This window comes from Candidatus Moraniibacteriota bacterium (assembly GCA_016699875.1).
GTDB lineage: Bacteria > Patescibacteriota > Minisyncoccia > Moranbacterales > UBA1568.
Map to the genome: position 1 here is coordinate 159351 of CP064989.1, position 20392 is coordinate 179742.

Annotated in this window: 17 protein-coding genes; all 17 read right to left on the reverse strand. The window is 45.9% G+C overall.

Features of this window, described 5'->3' with window-relative positions; translation table 11 throughout:
- Positions 1-175 precede the first annotated feature (175 nt).
- Positions 176-502, reverse strand: coding sequence for a hypothetical protein (locus tag IPK84_00770; protein ID QQS15887.1), 327 nt, complete (start codon positions 500-502; stop codon positions 176-178).
- Positions 503-620: 118 nt separating this feature from the next.
- The gene (gene secF, locus IPK84_00775; GenBank protein ID QQS15888.1) at positions 621-1763 is read right to left on the reverse strand and encodes a protein translocase subunit SecF; all 1143 of its coding nucleotides are present in this window, start codon (positions 1761-1763) and stop codon (positions 621-623) included.
- A 2-nt stretch (positions 1764-1765) separates the two neighbouring features.
- Complete coding sequence (gene secD, locus IPK84_00780) at positions 1766-3463, reverse strand: protein translocase subunit SecD (protein ID QQS15889.1); 1698 nt, start codon at positions 3461-3463, stop codon at positions 1766-1768.
- 570 nt (positions 3464-4033) lie between these two features.
- Positions 4034-4486: a hypothetical protein gene (locus IPK84_00785; GenBank protein QQS15890.1), complete on the reverse strand. Its 453-nt coding sequence runs from the start codon at positions 4484-4486 to the stop codon at positions 4034-4036.
- A 71-nt stretch (positions 4487-4557) separates the two neighbouring features.
- Positions 4558-5016, reverse strand: coding sequence for an NUDIX domain-containing protein (locus tag IPK84_00790; GenBank protein QQS16244.1), 459 nt, complete (start codon positions 5014-5016; stop codon positions 4558-4560).
- A gap of 453 nt (positions 5017-5469) precedes the next feature.
- A complete protein-coding gene (locus IPK84_00795) occupies positions 5470-6183 on the reverse strand; it encodes a hypothetical protein (protein ID QQS15891.1) in 714 nt (237 codons plus the stop codon).
- A 95-nt stretch (positions 6184-6278) separates the two neighbouring features.
- Entirely contained in the window at positions 6279-7484 is a 1206-nt protein-coding gene (locus IPK84_00800; protein QQS15892.1) for a pyridoxal phosphate-dependent aminotransferase, read from the reverse strand.
- Positions 7485-7490: 6 nt separating this feature from the next.
- Positions 7491-8744, reverse strand: a complete 1254-nt coding sequence (locus tag IPK84_00805) for an ABC transporter permease (protein QQS15893.1) — start codon at positions 8742-8744, stop codon at positions 7491-7493.
- Between the two features lie 452 nt (positions 8745-9196).
- Complete coding sequence (locus IPK84_00810) at positions 9197-9859, reverse strand: DUF4145 domain-containing protein (protein QQS15894.1); 663 nt, start codon at positions 9857-9859, stop codon at positions 9197-9199.
- A 2-nt stretch (positions 9860-9861) separates the two neighbouring features.
- Positions 9862-12342, reverse strand: coding sequence for an N-6 DNA methylase (locus IPK84_00815; GenBank protein ID QQS15895.1), 2481 nt, complete (start codon positions 12340-12342; stop codon positions 9862-9864).
- A gap of 1 nt (position 12343) precedes the next feature.
- On the reverse strand, positions 12344-12772 hold the full coding sequence (locus IPK84_00820; protein ID QQS15896.1) for a hypothetical protein: 429 nt from the start codon (positions 12770-12772) through the stop codon (positions 12344-12346).
- A 4-nt stretch (positions 12773-12776) separates the two neighbouring features.
- A complete protein-coding gene (locus tag IPK84_00825) occupies positions 12777-15293 on the reverse strand; it encodes a DEAD/DEAH box helicase family protein (protein ID QQS15897.1) in 2517 nt (838 codons plus the stop codon).
- A gap of 258 nt (positions 15294-15551) precedes the next feature.
- A complete protein-coding gene (locus IPK84_00830; GenBank protein QQS15898.1) occupies positions 15552-16295 on the reverse strand; it encodes a hypothetical protein in 744 nt (247 codons plus the stop codon).
- Between the two features lie 50 nt (positions 16296-16345).
- The gene (locus tag IPK84_00835; GenBank protein QQS15899.1) at positions 16346-17593 is read right to left on the reverse strand and encodes an ABC transporter permease; all 1248 of its coding nucleotides are present in this window, start codon (positions 17591-17593) and stop codon (positions 16346-16348) included.
- A gap of 22 nt (positions 17594-17615) precedes the next feature.
- Positions 17616-19361 (reverse strand): cytochrome c biogenesis protein DipZ, encoded by a 1746-nt coding sequence (locus IPK84_00840; GenBank protein ID QQS15900.1) that lies wholly within the window; start codon positions 19359-19361, stop codon positions 17616-17618.
- A gap of 12 nt (positions 19362-19373) precedes the next feature.
- Positions 19374-19976, reverse strand: a complete 603-nt coding sequence (locus tag IPK84_00845; protein ID QQS15901.1) for a thioredoxin family protein — start codon at positions 19974-19976, stop codon at positions 19374-19376.
- 43 nt (positions 19977-20019) lie between these two features.
- Entirely contained in the window at positions 20020-20379 is a 360-nt protein-coding gene (locus IPK84_00850; GenBank protein QQS15902.1) for a hypothetical protein, read from the reverse strand.
- Positions 20380-20392: the final 13 nt, after the last annotated feature.

Here is a 20392-nt window from a genome sequence, read left to right on the forward strand (position 1 = left end):
CAATTTAATCTTTTATATTCTACCGACTTTACACATCATCCCTTCTCGTCATTCCCGCGAAGGCGGGAATCCAGTCACCACCCGCTAAACACAAACACTCTACAAAAAAATTTGCAGTATACCCTCTGAAAGTTTGTGGAACCTGGTTTCCCGCCTTCGCGGGAATGACGCCGTTTTAAATTCCCATTTTCCTTCGCGCCAAGCGGTACTGATCATCGGACATCATGCCGCTCTTCCTCGCTTGTTCAAGCTGTGCCAAGATTTCATCCTTATGCTTCATGATATTCTTCGGCGTCATCGCCTTCTTGAGGATTTTCTCTCGCTCCGCCGGCGACATTTTCATGAGCTGTTTCATGGCAAACTTTTGAAACACACCCATATTTTTCGGATCCGGCGCACCCGGCATCGAAGCGAGTTGTTCTTCAAAACTTCGTTCATCTTTCTTCTCAACAACTTTTGGCTTCTTTTCATCTTTCGGTTTCTTGGAAAATGGATTCCACATAAATTCGCAATTACTATTCTACTGTTCTACTGTTCAAACACTCGCTACAAACGATACCCTGCCGAAACTCACAGATTCCTGAAAAAGAACAGAAAGATGTGTTTTCTGTAGCAAACAACTATTTTCTCCTGATACCCTTCTTTCGTCTTTTCTGACGACGCTTGGTTAATGGAGAAATGACCGATGGAGAAGAGGCCTCCGCACCGGGCGTCACAGGAGCTGAACCAAGAACCCCATCACCAAGTCCCAAAGAGGTCGGAGATGAAACAGATCGAGATACGACTTCCCTTCCGGCCGATTTTTGTTTTGATTCTTTTTTCTTTGCATTCCCAGCCAAGGAAAGTTCGGCTTTCCGAAGCAGACGCTTCTTCCGGAAAATATTGCCGGATACCAAGAGTGCTGTCGCGATATAAATGGAAGAATACGTACCGGCTGCCACACCGATAAGAAGCGCCAAAGAAAAAGATCGGATAGATTCACCTCCAAAAACACTAATCGCAATGAGCACGAGAATAACGGTAAATGACGTATTGAAGGATCGGGCAATCGTCTGATTCAGCGATTGATTGACAACCTCCTCGAAATCTTCCATGCCACCGGATCGAATCAGATTCTCCCGGATACGGTCATAGACAACAATCGTATCATTCACCGAATAGCCAAGTATCGTAAGAAGTGCCGCAATAAATGGCGCGCCAACTTCCATGCCATAAAAATGACCGAGCAGGGAAAACGCTCCAAGCGTAATGATGATGTCATGCGCAAGCGCGACTGTCGCCTGAACACCATAGTGCCACGATGACACCGGACGCGACACGCCGCGAAACGCCCAAGCGATATACAGAATAATGCCGATAACCGCCAAGAAGAGCGCGAGTACGGCATTCCTCTTGATACTCTCGGAAACCGAAGCGCCAATAAATTCAGAACGCACTAACTCGACCGACTCGTCGATTTTTTTCAATTCAGTAAGTACGGCCTCATTGATAGTCTCATCGGACGACGCATAGCGAATAAGCGCCGCATGATCTCCTGACGGTTGCACCACCAAACTCCCGACGCCGGGAACGTCTTTCAGATGTTCTTCGATAGTATTTCGATCGGGAACATTCCCCTCGCTCCACGATACTTCAAGCAATGTCCCTCCTTTGAAATCGATGCCCAGCCTGAGTCCCCACACAGAAAGCATAGCAACGCTCGCCACCAAGAGCGCCGTCGAGAGCGCATAGAAATATTTCCGCTGCTGAATAAGTCGTTTCATACTCACAAAGAAGAAGAGGTATCCGGACGTTTCCGTTTCGGCAAGAGCAGAAACGGATATTTCTCTGTCCACGAACCAATGAACGCATCAAGCAGTGTTCGCGTCAGTACGATTGCCGTAAACATCGAAAACAAAACACCGATAAGAAGAATGAGCGCAAACCCTTTCACAAAACCCGTCCCCAGCCACATAAGAATAAGACAGGTCAAAAGCGTCGAGTAGTTTCCATCGCGTATCGACGGCCAGGCTCGCCGAAAACCTTCTTCAATAGCTTTCGAAAGATGTTTCCCCTGCTTCATTTCTTCCCAGGTCCGCTCGAAAATAAGAATATTCGCATCAACAGCCATACCGATCGAAAGAATAAACCCGGCAATACCAGCAAGCGAGAGTGTAATGGGAAATGGCGTCAGACTCGAGAGTTTAAATATTGCAAAAAGAAGCCCGGCATACAGTGAAAGCGTAAACGCGGCAACCAATCCAAAGAATCGGTAGTAAGCAATGACAAAGAGCATCACCGCGCCAATGCCCACCACACCCGCAAAGAGACTCTGCCGAAGCGACTGCTCACCGAGCGATGCCGACACAGTTTGTTGACCGATAAGCGTGATTGGTGCCGGAAGCGCTCCTTCGTTGAGTCGCGAGACAAGCGCCTTTGCCTCTGCAAGCGTATAGTTTCCCGTGATAACGGCTTGCCCGTTGGGAATTTCCGCCTGCACCGTCGGCGCACTGATAATATCGCCATCCAAAAGAATTGCGATCTGCTTGTCAATATTGCGCTTGGTGAGATCAGCGAAGAGCTTTGCTCCCTCGGTATCGAATTGGAGCGAAACCTGCGGAAGACCCAAGCCCTGCCCGCCACCATAATCCACAAAAGCATTCTTCAGATTCTTACCGGAGAGCCCGGTTGACTTGAATCGCGCTGTCTCTGGCAGCATGTCGAGCGTCTGCTTTGGAAACAAAATGTGCGAAGCGCGCACCTGATAATCATCACCCTCGCCCTTTTCATCCGTCTTCTTGATAATATGCCACCCGAAAGATGTTTCAACGAGATCCGGACACACAGTTCCGACCTTGAAATCCGAATTGAAAAGCACGTCGTCGAACTCCTTCACAAACTGTCCCTTCTTCACAAAATCCAAATCGCCGCCCTTATCAGCGGATCCGGGATCCTTACTCTCCGTTTTCGCCAGTTCGGCAAAGTCAGCTCCTTTCTTGATGCGCTCGAACACCTCTTCCGCCTGTTTCTTTGATAATTCATTCAAGACATCGAGTTGCTTCTGCACTGCTTCGGAGTTATCCTCTTGAAATTCAAGATAGGGCGTTTCTTTGAGCATCTTTTTCGCCTCGTCCACATCCTTCACTCCGGGCAATTCCACGATAATCCGATCCTCGCTGCCCGAACGCGAGAGCTGTACCAAAGGCTCTCCCACGCCGAATGCGTTTACGCGCCGCTCTATCACGGCAAGCGCCGCCTGGAGCGCGTCATTGCGCTTTTCCTCAGGAATCTGCGACGTATCCACGGCGTACTCAAGGTGAATACCGCCCTGCAAATCGAGCCCGAGATTCACGCGCAACCCCAAGACCGCCGACCCGAGCCACGGCACGCGCGACACCGAACGAGGATACGCCAGTATCCCCGCGAAAACTGTGAGAAAAACAACTCCCAGCAACCGAAGCCGAAGTGCACGTCGTCTGTTCATAATACGCTCAGTATACGAACTTCCTCGCCTCCTCGCAACTCTTGACGTTTCCACAAGTATATGAAAAGGCGGATCACATCTCTGCAACCCGCCTATACTTTATCGTTTTTAACCCCCTCCTTGATCAGAGCGAGCTATGTCCCACCCCAGCCAAGGAATATCTTCCCGGCGAGACTAATGAAAATGCATACAAATCCAATGACTGCAAGGACGGCCAGTATCTCAACCGGCCGCTCCCTAAGAATTCGTAAGATTTCCATGCAACCACTAGCCAGCCGACCAAGGGAGAGTACTTTCCAAAAATTCTTCAGATATTTCACTGTGGTTGCCTCGTCTCGTAGGAAGCATAGGATCGATCCTGACACCTTCTGTAAGCATCAGGAGGATATTGTTCTGACCATTGCCAACACTTGAAAGCCGTTGGTCGACTATCCATTCGGACAGAGGACAGCTGTTCATTCGGCACAGCGGAACGAAAGAACATATGCCCAACCAGTGCCAAAGCAATGATGAGGCAAAAAGTAACACTGATGGCTCCACCTGCCGTGAACCGGTGTTGAAGATATGACTTCATTTCCGTGACTTCCCGGGGCGAGCAGGACGGGACACTTTGCTCGTGGCAATCCTCCGATCCTTCTTTGCCATACGCACCCGCAATTTCACGAGCTGCTTCTGCTTGGCAAAAGCAAACCCCAATTCTTGGCATCTGCCATATCTGTCCAGTGTCGCGTGACTCTTGATAAGCGAGACACATTGAGGAAACGCTTTTGAAAATTTGAGCTGGAATCTCTGGTCATCGGAAAGACCGGCAATGATGTAATCGGTGAGACACTGCCGATAATCCTTATTAACTCCGTGGATCCGATATGTCGGCTCGCACTGTTCGAGCGGCGTCATGCTCGATTGGGGATTGCCAGCAACTATTGGCGCTGTGCCATTCCCCTGAAATATCCCAGGTCCGGCACATCCGGACAGAACCAACAAGACGCCCAACGCGACAAGTAACCTAGTCCTAGTTTTCATTTTTAATGTACCTCCAAACACGACCGAAACTGGTCGTATTCTTTCTACCACGATTTTCAAACAAAGTCAAGTCATTTTGACAAAATAGACTGTGCCGATCGGAGAAGACTCTTGGCATTGTCGAATGTCGCCCGCTCAACCGCCCGATCAAATGACAGCCAGACACTATCGAGATGCTCTTCGGACAGACGAACCGGCGGCGCTTCCGGCACACTTTCCGCCAAGAAAAAATGCACCGTTTTAAAGATAAGAAGCGCACGACCCTCCTTCCGGCGGCGCTCCCGTTCTGTCCCTTTCGCCGTATAGAAAAAATGTATCCTTCGGTGAAAACCCGGTACAAGCCGCAAATTCGTGAGACCTGCTTCCTCTTCCGTTTCCCGGCGCGCCGCCATTTCCAATGTCTCACCCACTTCCACATGCCCCTTGGGAAAGTCCCAGTGCCGATGGCGATACTGCAGAAGCAAAAACCGCCGCATCCCGTCCGGCTCACGTCGAAACACCACCGCTCCCGCCGATACCTCATAGGAAATCGGGAGACCAAACAAACGATCTATCCCCGGTTTGTTATTAAAAAATTTCATGATAATTTTGTCAAAGCTATGTATGCATAGCTATATTCATCCCTAACCACAGTACAAATAATGCGCACAGAAAAGAAACTGCGAGTGAGAACACTATTCTAGTCTTTATTGAGCTAAAGAGAAATACACTGAAAAGACCAGCGGCAAAAAAGGTGAGAATAAACCTACTTGCCGAATGAGCAGCAATTACTACCAAAGTATAGATCGGTCGAGAATGGTCAAGTTGCACCACATTATCTACGATGTTGACTCCTGTCCAAGCAACAAAACCGCCCTCCGTGATACACCAATAGATTGCAACAAAAAACAGTGGCCATCCAATTAAGTGGGTTAGCGCTCTCTCAATTCTACTACTGAGCTCCAACATAGGGTCATAGGGTTACGTAAAATACACATTCATATTTAGACATGTGAAAAAATACCACTTATACGCTCTCGGACAGCCAGAGCAGCAAGCTTCGCCAGAACATGATGTTCACCAAACCGATCGACATGAGCCGTTCCAGCACAAGCACCATCCCGCCACACGGAGAAAGACTCACCGGTCGGTACGCGCCCGACTTCCCTTGCCTGCCATTCGGAACCGTCTGAAAATCCAAACGATGTCCGACTTCCCGGAAACGCTTTCGAAATTTCCCGGAACCTCTCTGAATCGCCGTTAAATATCAAGACTCCGCTCGGCTTCATACTCCGCACCAAAAGCCGATACTCTTTTGCCAGTGCATCGACACCCGGAAACCGTTCAACATATCGGCTCGTCATATCTGTGAGAACGACAACATCCGGATGGACAATCGAGAGAAGATACCGCATATCCCCACGATCCGACACGCCGAATTCCAAGACAATCACCCGGGGAAAAGAAGACCGAAACACCGCATGAATCGACTGCCACAAAATGGGTAGCCACGCCCGATAGTCGCCATACCCGCTTGAGAGCCCGAGAATGGAAAGCGGCATACCGATATCGGTATTGAAATTCCGCGGCGTCACCCGCACCGAGCATGATTCCTTCTCCAGTATCGCCAATATCTCATCCTTGACAAACGATTTGTTCGTCGAACCGGCGATGGCGATCACCAAAGGACGGTGAAGTGCAAGCGCAAGCTTCGCCATACATTTAAGAAAGTATCGGAGAAACAATTTCAGAATCCACCGCATAGAGAACTCTTGAAGAGACAAGGAATCGCTAACACAGATACAAAGACACTCTAAGGACGACGCTTTCGACAATATGCTTCGATTCGATCGAATGCGTGATTGATTTCTTCTTCCGTCTTGCCGAAGCTGAATCGGATGTGTCCCTCGCCGTTCTGCCCGAAGGCGACGCCCGGCACAGTTACCACTTGTGCCGACGAAAGCAATCCAAGCGACGCGCGCCACGAGAGGCTTCCCGGAAATTCATCGTTTTCATCAAACATCTCCGGCTGCAAAATTTTCGGAAAGACATAGTAGGCGCTTGTCGGTTTCCGGTAACGGAAAAATTCCGAGAGCCAGTCAAGACGGGAACATATGAGATCGCGGCGCGCCCGATACTCTACATTGAACCGTTCCACATCCTCATCCGCCGTCTCGAGCGCGCCCATCGCCGCATACTGCGATATCACTGGCGCGCACGTAACCAACGAATCGTGCACTTTGAGAATTTCCGCAACAACCGATCGGTCACTATGAAGATAGCCGATCCGCCACCCGGTCATCGCATACGTTTTGGAAAAACTGAAAAGCCGAATCACCCTCGATCGCAGCTCGGGAATTTCCGCAAGACTGAACAGTTTTTCCGTACGGTCAAAAACAAGATCTTTGTACACTTCATCGGAGATAAGAAAGAGGTTGTGCTTCTCCGCAAGCGCCGCCAGTCCGAGAAGCTGCTCCTTCGTATACGTCGTACCGGTCGGATTGTTCGGATTGCAATAGAAGATCGCTTTTGTCTTCGGCGTAATCGCCCGCTCATATTTCTCCAAATCAAACGCCCAGCCGTGCTCCTCATCAAGCGGAACGAAAACCGGCACGCACCCGGCAAGCATGATCACTTCCCGATAGGAGGTATAGGTCGGTTCCGGAATAATCACTTCGTCCCCCGGATTGGTAATCGCCAAGATCGTCGCCGTAATGCCCTCGATAGATCCTGCCGTCACCACTATTTCTTTCTGCCAATCATAGAACATATTCTCGCGAGCCAAACAGACTTCAATAAGCTCGCGCAATTCCGGCAAACCCGGCGAGAGCGAATAGCGCGCCACCACTCCATCGCGAAGCGCTCGCTCTACGCGGCGTTTGATGCACGACGGCGTATCAAAACTCGGCACGCCCTGCGCAAGCGAGATCGCATCCGGAAACTTCGAAGCCTGAAGCTCCATCTGCTTGATCACTGAAAGCCGAAGATTTCGAGTTCGCTCAAACACAAGCGTATCCACATCCGTTTATTCCCCGCGTATCGCCCGAATCGGATCTATCTTTGACGCCTTCCACGCCGGATACGTCCCAAAGACTATTCCCGACAGAAAAGCAAACGCCACCGCAAACAGAACATTGTATATCGAAAACACAAAGGCAATCGAAAATCCAAGTGCTGCAATCGCCGAGAAAGCGAAGAAAATAATCACAAACGAAAGTGCGATCCCGATCGTCCCGCCGACAATCGCCACCAGAATCGCCTCCACCAAAAACTGCCGCAAGATATCCCGCGGCCGCGCGCCCACCGCCTTGCGAAGCCCGATCTCCGGCGTCCGTTCGGCAACTGACACGAACATCACATTCATAATGCCCACTCCGCCCACAACGAGCGAGATAGACGCGAGCGCCACCAAAAGAATTTGCACCGCACCAAAGACCGACTGCACCAAGGTCTGCGCCTCTTTGATGGTCGTCACGGCATAGTCCTCTTGCCCGGCTTTGCGAATATCGTGCCGATCACGCAAGAGATCATATATCTCTCGCGCTGTCTCGTCGACGCGAGAGCCATCCCGTGCCGCCACTGTGAAGAAGCTCACGTAGTCGACACCGAGGATTTTCTTCTGCATGGTACGCAGAGGAATATACGCGAAATCATCGAAATTGACAAACCCCGTCGAGCCGCGCTCTTTGATCACGCCCGCAACGCGATAACGCTGCCCTTTGATCGTAATCGACTGCCCCAACGCACTGCTCTCTCCGAAAAACGTTTTCTTGATACCGGCGCCAAGCACTACTGTCTGCGCAATGCCTCGATCGTCGGCATTCGTATAGAAGCTCCCTTCGGTCAGAACAATATTCCGATCAATTTGCGGCGCACCCGCCGTCGCTCCGAGAAGAAATATCTGTTTGTTTGTCTCATCCCGACTCGCGAGCGCCTGCCCAACGATGCCTGCATAGTACCCCGAGACATTCGGCAAGCGCGCAACCGCATCCGCATCGTCGAGCGTGAGCGTCGTCACTTGTATACCCTGCGCGATTCCCGTCGCATTCCCGGACGAATTCCGCCCTGCCGACGGCACCTTCACCTCGACCTGAATGCTATTGTCCCCGAAGCTCTTCACCTGATCGAGCACGAATCCCTCGACCGCATCCCCCGCCGACGCGACTGTCATGATGGCGACTGTCCCGATGATAATTCCCGAGAGCGTGAGCAATGTCCTCCCGGCATTCGCCGCAAGACTCTTCACCGCAAAAGACAACGAAAGAAGCAGTTCGTGCATCCCGAAAAAAAACCCGTTACACTTCTTCACCTTATCACAAAGAAGACTCCACAAGAAGCGTTTTTTAGTATAAAACCAGAAGAAAAAGTGACTCTCTCACCCCCCCCTTCCTTTTTGCTCGCCTGCTTTGGCTTCGCCCCCAAAACTTTTCGGCGGGACGGCGGCTAATTTAGCTTCAATTTAGCTTCATCTGCTGTTTTATCTCTCTCAAATATGCTGTTGATTTCTGTTTCAATATATCGATATTAATACTTGTGTTTTTTTCAAAATTTTCAAAATCTTGAAAATCATCTCCTAAATTGTTTCTCTTAAAATAACTCAAAAAAAACCAAATTAATGACTAAATTATCCATAGCAACAATTGCCCCAAGTACGACAAACAAGCAAAAATAAGGGTTTTATTTGTGGAATTTTTTCTTCTGCAATATGAAGTAATTTTTTAAGTCCATATTTTATTTCTTATTCAAACGCTTTGCCTTTTGCGGAATTACATAAACAGTTTTGATGAGGTTTTCAACAATATCCATTGCGATATCAAGCTCCTCATCACTTGCGGCGATTGTTTCGTGTGCCGAATTATTGCCTAGCAGTCTTGTGCTGTGTAAGGTTTCTGCGCTGTCTTGAGTTAGTACGCCCTTGGTAACCAAATCATCAATCTTGTTTTCCAAATTGGCACCTCGTGCTTCTTTTTCTCTGCACACAGATTCAACCAAAGCTCTTATCCCTATTCCAGCAAGAATACCTAGCCGACCACATAAAGCCCCATGAGTTTCTTTATAAATTTTCAAAACCCCATCTGGCAGCAAATACATGTCTTTAACTTGTTTTCTGCCAGCAATTCTGCTTGGATATAGTTTTATATCCTCATCATAATAAACTTCGCCAGTTTCTGGGTCATAGCTCATATCTTCAGAACAAGAAGAAGTTGTGCGGAAAGAAACCTCTTTGCAACCCTGACAAATAATTATTTCGTAATAACGCGAAACGGAAATTTCGTCTTCTGATTCCAAGACATTCACGGAAAATAAAACTTTATGACAAGTCTCGCCGTCGCACTTTATGCAAGCGAGATCGTATTCTTCGTCTTTGGTTTTATCATACTCAATCTTGCGCATATCTATAAAATATCGTTAATCAACTGGGATATTTTTTTCTCAAAAATATCAATCGTTTTTGCTGAAGCCGACACACACTCTTTTTCTTTTGAAATTTCATCAACAATTTCTTTTTGAACTTCAATCGGTGGAAGCGGCACAGTTATTGTCGCAAAATTTTTCTGGTATATGGCGGCAACGCTCGTTGTTCCACTCACCAAAGTTTTTATTTTTTGTTTGCCTTCCTCTGTATTGAGATAGTAGTTAACATAATCAGGATCAGTTTCTTTTCTGAATCTAATCCTTAAAATATTGTTGTTGAACAAATATTTTCCGTCTTCGCCGTGATAAACAGTAGATTTACCGACCAAATTCGGGGCGTTTCTTGTGTTGTAAATAAAATCGCCGTCGCTTAGAATGTATTTTTCTAATTCTTCTTTACTAGCCTCCACATGAGCAACGGAATCCAACTCTAGATTTCCGTCTATTGTGATGTTATCCATTTTTATATATGGATATGGAAAAACATCCGCTTGCATTGATTTATCTTTAACTAACCCAAGCTTTGTGTCCAAAAATAAATTGCCTAATTCGATAATTTGCCAAGACGGATCAACCTTGATTGTTGGTTTATAATTACTGATAATTTGTTTTGCGCTGTCAATAATATGTTGATATTTTTCAATCTGCTCAACAATTTCTTTTTGAACTTCAATCGGCGGGAGTGGAAAAATAAATAATTCTTTAAGTTTTGATGGCCTTACTTCTTTGATCGTAACCCCTGTTGCTAAAGATTGGATATACTCTTTTTTGTTTTCTAAAATACGGGCTAGAAATTCAGGTAAAATTTTATTTTTATCAACAACAATCCCAGACAATCCTTGCTTTGTTGCTGTAGGAACTTTTGCAATTCCAACATTGCCAATAGTTGCACCCAAAGAAATAATTATTGATCCGACAGGCCAAACTTTAGCAGAACTATTTTCCAGCCCAAGTTTGGTTAATTTTTCCGTAGTGTCAAAAATTTCTGATTTAATATCTTTCACAACACACCAACAAATATCCCCGCCAAAATATTCTGGTTTTCTTCTAGACGGAGTGCCTCCATCTTTCATGTCAATCACAGTATCACCAAGTTTTACAAGAGGCCATTTTACATTAGAATAACTAAGCACAGTTTTATATCTCTCTCCCGAAAGATTATAATCTCCCGCCGCAATTATTTTTTCTTTGGAAACAATATGAGCGATTTGCTTTTCGTCTTCGCTAAATTTTTTATCGTCTAAAGACGATTTGTATTTCTTGATAACTTCCAATGCCAAAGGCAAATCGTTTTTATTATGTTCCCGCCTTTGCGCGCCTAAATCAAAACCGTCATTTTGAATTTTTACAAACAAAAAGTTTTTTGTTTTCTTTGAAATCTCATTATCAAAAAGTAAGATACTGGTTTTTACTCCCGCATAGGGATTAAATACACCGGCAGGAAGCGAAACGACAGAAAAAAGCCCATCCTCAATTAATTTTTTACGCAACTGCGTATAAGCATTATTTGATTGAAAAATTATTCCTTCGGGAACGATTATTCCAGCCCGTCCTTTTATTGTTAAATGCTCAACGATATAATCCACAAAAAGCACTTCCGCGCGATTCGCCTGAATAGAAAATCTTTTGTGGGGAACAATTCCGCCTTTTGGTGTCATAAATGGCGGATTTGCCATTATTACATCAAATGTTTCGTCCCATCTTTTTTCGCTTGAAAGTGTGTCATATTCATGGATTTTTGGTTCTGGGAATCCATGTAGATACATATTCACAAGTGCCAATTTCACCATATCGGGCGAAATATCATAGCCCGACAAATTATTCATCAATTTCAATTTTTCATCTGGCGTGAGTGGTTTTTCTTTGTTGGTTTTCAAAATGTGCTTGTAGGCAGAAATCAAAAATCCGGCCGTCCCGCAAGCGGGATCAAGGATTGTTTCATTTTTCTTCGGATCAACCACTTCAACGATAAAATCAATGATGTGACGAGGCGTGCGGAATTGCCCCGCATCGCCTTGGCTTCCGAGAATGGAAAGCAGGTATTCAAAAGCATTGCCTAAATTTTCGCTATGTTCGTAATTAAATTCGTTGATCTCTTTGAGGAACAGCGAAAGTGTACGCGAGTCGTTGTATGGCAAAAATGCACCTTTGAAAATATCACGGAACAATTGCGGAATATGCGGATTTTTCGACATATTCGTAATTGCCTGAACATACAGATCGAGGCGTTCTTGTCCCGAAAGCCTGTTATCCAAGAGTTTCGTCCAAGCGTATTGCGAAAATCCGTTGGCGAAAAATTTTGCCTCTCCGCCAAGTTCTTCCGATTCCTTGTCCATATCGTCCATAAACTTATAGACGAGAGCGGTTGTGATTTGCTCAACTTGCGCCTTGGGGTCTGGCACTTTGCCGACAAGGATTTGCCTCGCAGAGTCAAGTTTTCTTTTTGTAACTTGATCAAGCATATCAATATTCAAAGATTATATCTTCGAAATTACAATCCATTTTCTCTGGAAAAATTATCAAAAATGCAAATTTGTAATTGAGATGACCTTTATCATTTTTTAGATCTGTTTTTGCATTTTCAATTTCATCAGCTGAATCATTAAATTTTTTTGTTTGAATTATAATCAAATTATCGTTTTGATTACCTCTAGAATGAATAACTATATCTGGTTTTATTAAATCGTTCTGACTATTTCTCTTGCTTCTTTCTTCAAAACGATTGTATTCACAATCAATATTATAGCCAGAGAAATGTCCCGAATTTTCTAGATAGTGCGCCAATCTATGTGACAAAGATTGCTCATGAATATCTCGGTTGCAATCGCCGACCATATATCCATTTTCTGTAACAACTTTTTTTAAAGCTTCCAAAATTATTTCTTTATACACAAATTTATCTCATATATTGATTAACTGATACATAGTCTTTTACATATTCAGGAACAGTTTCCCGCCAGCCGTTTAATTCCTTAAATTCCGACATTGTAAACCCAGCGTACACATTCAACTCCGCAAATTGCTTTTTGTTGATAATCTCGCGGAATTTTTCGTCCGCAACATACGCTTTCAGATAATTTTTGATATGCGGAACATATTTGCTTTCGGGCTTGTAGATTGAGATAAATTTTTCGCACTCCTCTTCCAATTTTTCATCTTTGGACTTGAAAACATCAATCAAGCCGAAAGCTCTTTCCAAAAATTCCCGCCAAGAAATACGGCGATCAAGATTTTCACTCTTGCGGATTTTTTCAAGATTTAAGAATAATTGCGGTTTATCTTCGTATTTGTCGCGCATAATTTGCACGGCTTTGTCCCACTGCTCGTTTTCAACGGCTGATTTTACTTCCGTGTCTTTTTGCAATTCTTCACGGGCTTTTTCAAAAAGTTTGCGATCAACTTTCATCCCCTCGATTCCGACAGGGGTTTCGGTGAGCGTTTTTACTTTATCGGGATTGAAAACTTCTATTTCATCAATATCAACGCCGACAGGTCCTTCCCCGCCAGTTCCTTTTTGTTTGATTGGCAGTTGCAAAATTTCGTCATAATCAAACTTTTCTTCAAAGTATTCGCAGTTGGCGAAGAAGTCGAAAAATTTGAAATGGTCTTTTGACGCTTTGTGTTTTTCACCGTATTCGTCGGTATATTCAAAGGTGAATTTTCTCGTGCCTCGTCCTTTGATCTGAATAAAATCAGTCGGTGAAAAGATCGGGCGCATAAGCGCGAGATTCAAAATGTCTTGGCAATCATAACCAGTCGTCATCATTCCGACAGTTACACAAACCCTCGTTTTACTTGATTTGTAATTTTCCAAAAACTTGGTGTGTCCGTTTAGATTGTTATTTGCGAAATTGATTGTGAATTGCTGACTATCCGCAATATTTGAGGTGATTTGCACTGCAAAATCAGAATTGTATTTGTCGGGCCAAAGCTGGCTCGCCATTCGATTGAGTGTTTGCGTTATTTTGGAAGCATGTTTTTGGCTAACGCAAAATATAATGCTTTTGCCGATTTCACTACTTATCGGGTCCTTGAAAGCGTTTTCAATAAATGTCTGGCAAAAGACGTGATTGGTTTTTTCGGAAAAGAATTTCTTTTCAAAATCCTTTTGGAAAAATGTTTCTTCGCTCTCTGTGCCATTTTCATCTTCAACCATAACCGCATAACCCTTTTCCGATAGCAATTCGGTGGTGATGTCGGTTCGCGCGTCTGAAACGATAGGATTGATCAAAAATCCTTCTCGCACACCGTCAAGCAAGCTGAAACGGAAAGTCGGCTCGCCGTTTTTACAGCCAAAAGTCGTGTAAGTGTCCAAGAGTTGCCGTCTTTCCCAAGCTCGCGGATCTTTTTGTGAAAGTTTTTGCGGATCAATATTTTTCAAATAATCTCTCGGTGTTGCGGTTAAGCCCAATTTATAACCGATGAAATATTCAAAAACTGCTCGCGAGTTTCCGCCGATCGCGCGGTGCGATTCATCAGCTATAATCAAATCAAAATCAGTCGGCGAAAAAAGTTTTTTGTATTTATCTTGCGCCGAAAGACTTTGGACTGTTGAAATGACAATTTCCGCCTTTTTCCAATCGTCGCGGTTTTGTTTGTAAATAACTGATGAAAAATCATTGCTCAAATAGCGGACAAAATTTTTGTGTGCCTGATCTTCCAATTCCAAACGATCAACCAAAAACAGAATTCTTTTAGCGTTTCCTGTTCGTAAAAATAGTTTGATAACGGCGGCGGAAATAAGGGTTTTGCCTGTTCCTGTCGCCATTTCAAAAAGAAAGCGATCATTTCCAGCTTCGGCGGATTTTTGCAAAGCGTGAATTGCTTTCAGCTGATACGGGCGCAAAATTCGCAAGTTTTCGTCCCAAAGATATTGTTCGCGGGTTTCTTCTTTCTGATAACGAGGATCATCTTTGAAATTTGGATTTTGCGTAAGGGCGATATAATCATCATTGACTTCTTCGTCCGCTAAACGCTGATTGTCGGGCTTGAAGTCCTGTCTGTGTTTCAACGATTCTTGCGTTGGAAATTCCGTGATAATTTCAGGATCGCCTCGTTCCAAATCCCAAAAATAATGAAGATTGCCATTTGAGAGAATAACAAAGCGAGCGTTTTCGGTGTGAGCGTATTTTCTCGCTTGTTCTTTTCCGTCTAACGGATTTTTACCTTCCTTTTTGGCTTCCAAAACAACAAGCGGAAAGCCTGTTTCATCAAACAAAAGGAAATCAACAAAGCCGTTTTTTGTGGACTCAAAATCTTCTCCAAAAGCGTCAATGTCTTTCTGTGTAAGCCTTACATTTGATTCAAGTTGGATATTTGCCTGTCCTTTCCCGTCATCAAAAAATCTCCAGCCCGCCTGCTCAAGCAGTTTGTTTATTTTTATTCGCGCTTTCGCTTCTTTTGAATGATCCATAAGACCTCCTTCATTAAATCAAATATACAGATAAATTTCCCAATTCTCTCTTAATCCACCGCAAGGCAACCCAAATTTTATCTTTTTGCCCTTCTCTCACATTCCCCCCATACTACCCCCAACCAATCTCTCTGTAAAATGTCGAAATTCCTCAAAATAAACAAAAATATCCAGCAAAATCCCCATGAATCCCTTAGAGAAAAACAAAGGTTCTTCGATTTTCGATAGGAAAGAGATCAGATATTACATCACCGAACTTCAATGTGGCATAAATGGAAAGTGCTTATTAAAATCCGCCAACTCTCTGACATACGACTGCACCAATAATACAGAAACCGGCCAATACATCAGGTTGCCCAAGTATTTTGACCATTGTGACTGTATGGGCAAATCCGGAACAATTCGTATATTTCCTTCCTGTATTTCATCTTCACTTATATGACCCAACGCAGTCACAAGATAGTTTCTACTTTTCCAATTTGTTCCGATGGAATTATGTACCCCAAGCACCGGAAAACGTTGACCCGCCTTTAACTTGTGTATTGTTTTAAGTGCAGATGGAATAAACATCTCGTCTCGGATTTGTATCGAGGACATTTGATTATCTTCCAAAAAAACATCAACCTGATTTTTTTGCTCTGCCGTTGGTCTATCAGGATAAACATCTTTTCTCTCTATAAAAGAACCGCTTCCATCGCTAAAGCCTCTATAAAAACTATCCTTTAGAACCTCCACCTGCGTCCCTTCCTGCAGAATCGGAAACACCCACGGATTTTTGTAGAGCGTCATGCTTATGGCTATGCACACAGCGATAAAAACGATAGAAAACATCTTGCGGTATTTCTGACCCGATCGAAACGAGAATATTATGAGAAACGCCATAAACGGCGTCGCCATCCAAAATCCAGTCTCACCAACATTGAACGCTCCACCGAGCGAGAAGACTGCCGATATAATGACTGCTACCACCGTGACAACTTTGACAAGTCGGGATTTTTCCATAAATAAGAAGTGGATTTAACTCAAATGATAAGACATCCTGGAAACGCGATTTACTCATACCGCAGCGCCTCCATCGGGGAGACGCGGGCGGCGCGGCGGGCGGGATAGAGGCCGAAGATAATACCGATAAGAAGCGAAACAGCAAAGGCGACACCGGCAGCTTGAAAGGTGAGAAGAAATGTCCATTCGTAACCGGCCGCACGTATGCCGAGTGCGGAAAGATAGGTCAACAGGACACCGAAGACAAAACCAAAAAACCCGCCGAGAAGCGAAAGAAACACCGCTTCGATAAGAAATTGCACCAAGATATCCGAATCGCGCGCACCCACCGCCTTGCGAAGCCCCACTTCGCGGATGCGCTGCTTAAGCGCAATCAGCATGATATTCATGATACCGATGCCGCCCACAAAAAGCGATATACTGGCAACGAACGAAAGAAAATATTTGAGTATATCAGTGATCGATCCCAGTATCGAGATCGCGTCGGCAGTGTTCCGAATTGAGAAATCGTCGGGCGAATCCGTCTTGATACGATGCCGATCGCGAAGAAGCGCGCGTATCGTGTCGACCGTATGCGAAATATTTTTCTCGTCATCCACCTTGAGCCGCGCGAAATTAAGATAGTCGATACCAAGCAATATTTTCTGAGCGGTTTCGAGCGGGATATAGATCGTTGCATCCGTATTCGAAAAACTCGAGCTCCCCTTCGACTCGAGAACACCGACTACCGTAAAGCTCGTATCTCCCAGAGAGAATCGTCTTCCGATCGGGTCTTCCGTCCCAAACAAATCCGTCGCACGCGTCGCTCCCAAAACCGCAACACGACCGAGTCCGGATACTTCATCCGCAGAAAAGAACCTGCCATGAGCCAATGGGAGGTTCTCGACCTGAGGAAGCGCCGCGGAGACACCCTGATACGATACGGACAGCGATTCTCCCTGAAAAGTCGCCGTGGCCGAACCCGTCACATAGCCCGATCCGGCAACAATATGCGGTACACGACTCTTCTGCAAAATCGCATCGAGATCCTTATTGGTAAAGGTCGTCGTCACGACGCCGAAAACGCTTGCGGGCGGCCCCTTCGGATCGGACGCACCCGGAAGCACCGCGATCAAGTTCGATCCGACACTCCTGATCTGGCCCAATATAAAATCCTGCGCCGACGCGCCGATAGACATAACAAGGAAGACCGCGGCGATGCCGATCACCATGCCAAGCACCGTGAGTATCGTACGCCCCTTCGCAACGGAAAGATTCCGCAAAGCGACGCGAACAGACTGAAGTATTCTCCGAAACATGCTCTCAGTATAGCACTTCGATCTACCCGAATGTGAAAGCGTGCACATGAGCAGCGCCCTCCTCAAATTTGAGCCGTAAGAGATGCTGTCCGGGAGAAGAAAGATGAATCAAGTGATAGAGCCGATCACTATCAACAGTCACTGTACCACCTTCATTATCACTGCCAAAACTCTGAACTACCCCATCCAGAGAAACATGTACACGAGCAGAAACATCCGCACGCTCCGGCCGCATCACCAAAAATACATCTTGCGCATCAAATTCGAACACGAGTTCGGCGCCGGGTGACGGCGTCGCATATTCTTGCCCGACCGTCCACATTCCCGAAAAAGCGAATCGACTCAAAGAGAGTGCACTCGGCGCCGTATATATTGCTGGCATATCGATTTGTATCGGCTCCGGCGAGGAGAATCTCTCCATGCGAGCAGAACCCACATAAGTTTCCGGCGTTCTTGCAAAGACCGTATAGGAAGGATTATCCGTCGTTGTCGGCACATCCTGTTCCCCTGCTTCTCGGAGAAGTTCTTGAATGACACGCTCACTCCCGTCGTAATCGCCTTCGCCGAAATGGTGATACCGAATATTCCCTTCCGCATCGATAAAATATTTTGCCGGCCAGTAGTGATTGTCATAGACTCGCCAGGTCGCAAAGTTGTTATCCTGCACGATCGGATATGTGAGACCAAAGTCAGCAACCGCTTTCCGGACATTGTCGGCGCTTTTCTCGAACTCGAATTCCGGCGCATGCACACCGATAATCACCAATCCTTTGTCGGCATATTTTTCATTCCACGCTCGAAGATACGGAAGCGTCCGCTGACAATTGATGCACGAATAGGTCCAAAAATCGATAAGCACGACTTTACCGCGAAGAGCTTCGAGTGAGAGCGGCTCGCTATTAATCCAAACGCCTCCAGAAATAATTTCCGGCGCCGGAACACCCTTTGGCTGCAAATCAAAAAGTGGCTTCCCAGTCATATCCGAACCAGCATCTCCTCCCACCACTTGATCGCCGCGCAGTTTTGACAATTCTCCTCGAATAAATCCGGTATCTTCAAACGAGGTAAGACCGGAACCATAGTTTGGAAACACCGTAAGCACGAATGTTTGAAATTTCCGGTCCGCCTGCACCAATATGGCAAATGCCGTCACTATCATCACCACACCGAATGCTCGTTGAATCGCCGCACCATGAGACAAAAGCCATGGCACTCGCTGAAGGAGCGCTCGCCCTCCCCACATCACAAGAAGCATCGGAAACGCCGCACCCGCCGAATACGCCAGAGTGAGAAGAAATGCCGAGAAAGATACAGTGCCCGTTACCGCAAGCGTAATCACCGAAGCAAGAATGGGACCCACACACGGCGTCCAAAGCAACCCCAAAGAAACACCGATAAAGAGACCTGGAAGAAATCCGCCTCTGGAAGAAACCGTCGGAATGAATCGAGTCAACTTTGAGGAAAGTGCCTCAAGCGCAAGCTGTACTCGTGGCACCAGAAGAGAAAACCCAAATCCGGCAATCACAACCACCGAAAGAAGTCGCAAAGTATCAGCAGACACGCCGATTGCGTTTACAATCGCCGAAAGAAAGAGCGTGAACAGCGTAAAGCTCAAAACAAACCCAACAACAACGCCTATCGGCCGCGACTTCCCTATTGCAGCATCACCAACACTCGACGACAGAATAATCGGCAACACCGGAAGAATACACGGCGAGAGCACCGTTACGATTCCAGCCGCAAAAGCGAATAAAACAAGAAGTATCATAGGAACTCTTTTTTATTTTATATTGCTGAGCAACTCCGCCATTTTTCCGCCATTCCATTTTGTAACTGCACCGCCATTTCCATCAACCTGAACAAAGGTGTGTTGATACGTAATACCGTATTCTTTGGCAAGCATCTTCTCATCATCATCCGTGTCAGTGTCGTTGTAATTCACGCGAAACACCACAACATCTGAGGGCAGTTTCGCAATATTTTCACGAATATCCGCATCAGCAGGACGACAGATCGGACACCAATTCGCATAAAAGAAAAGGATTCGCCGCTTTCCAATTACCTGATCAAACACGCTCTTAGTATAATCCATATACTCTCCGGAACCCTTCACACCAGTTATCGAAGAAGTCTCTTGCCTGTCGGCGACATCGGTCGATATACCGTTCGATCCCATCCCATCGCCACTCTCCATCATTTCACCATCAATATTCTCCTCTTCCATTGCCGCTTCGCCGCTCATACGAGAGGCTCCGTCATCCTGCATGCTATCCGCTGGTTCCATCATTGACCGATCATCGCGATCGTTTCGAAAAACAGCCCACAAACCAATACCTGTCACAACGACCACAACAACTGCCAATAATGCTTTCTGCGCTTTCATACGTTTATATTTTATGAATTATCTTCTGAAGAATGACAGACAATCAATACTGGCGCCGGGCAAATGATCGACCGGCTATCTTAGCGAAAACCATGCCCGCAAGTATGGAAGGGATCCACGGGTCGATACTATGGGAAAATGCTTGAACGACCGTCCCGAGAAGGAGAAGCATTGCTCCGACAATATACGCAAAACGCGCTGCAATAAACCGATGCAGATATTCTCGCTCATCAACAGCTCGTTCCCTCCAAAGCAACACAGCAAAAGCGGAGAACACCGCCGCAATACCGCCAAGCAATGTCATATGCACCGCATCGGTCATGAGAAAATCAAATGGATTTATAAAGCAGATGAGTAAGACAATAAGTGCTATTGCCACTATTTTTTCCGAGAAAACACCCATGGAAGATGATGAA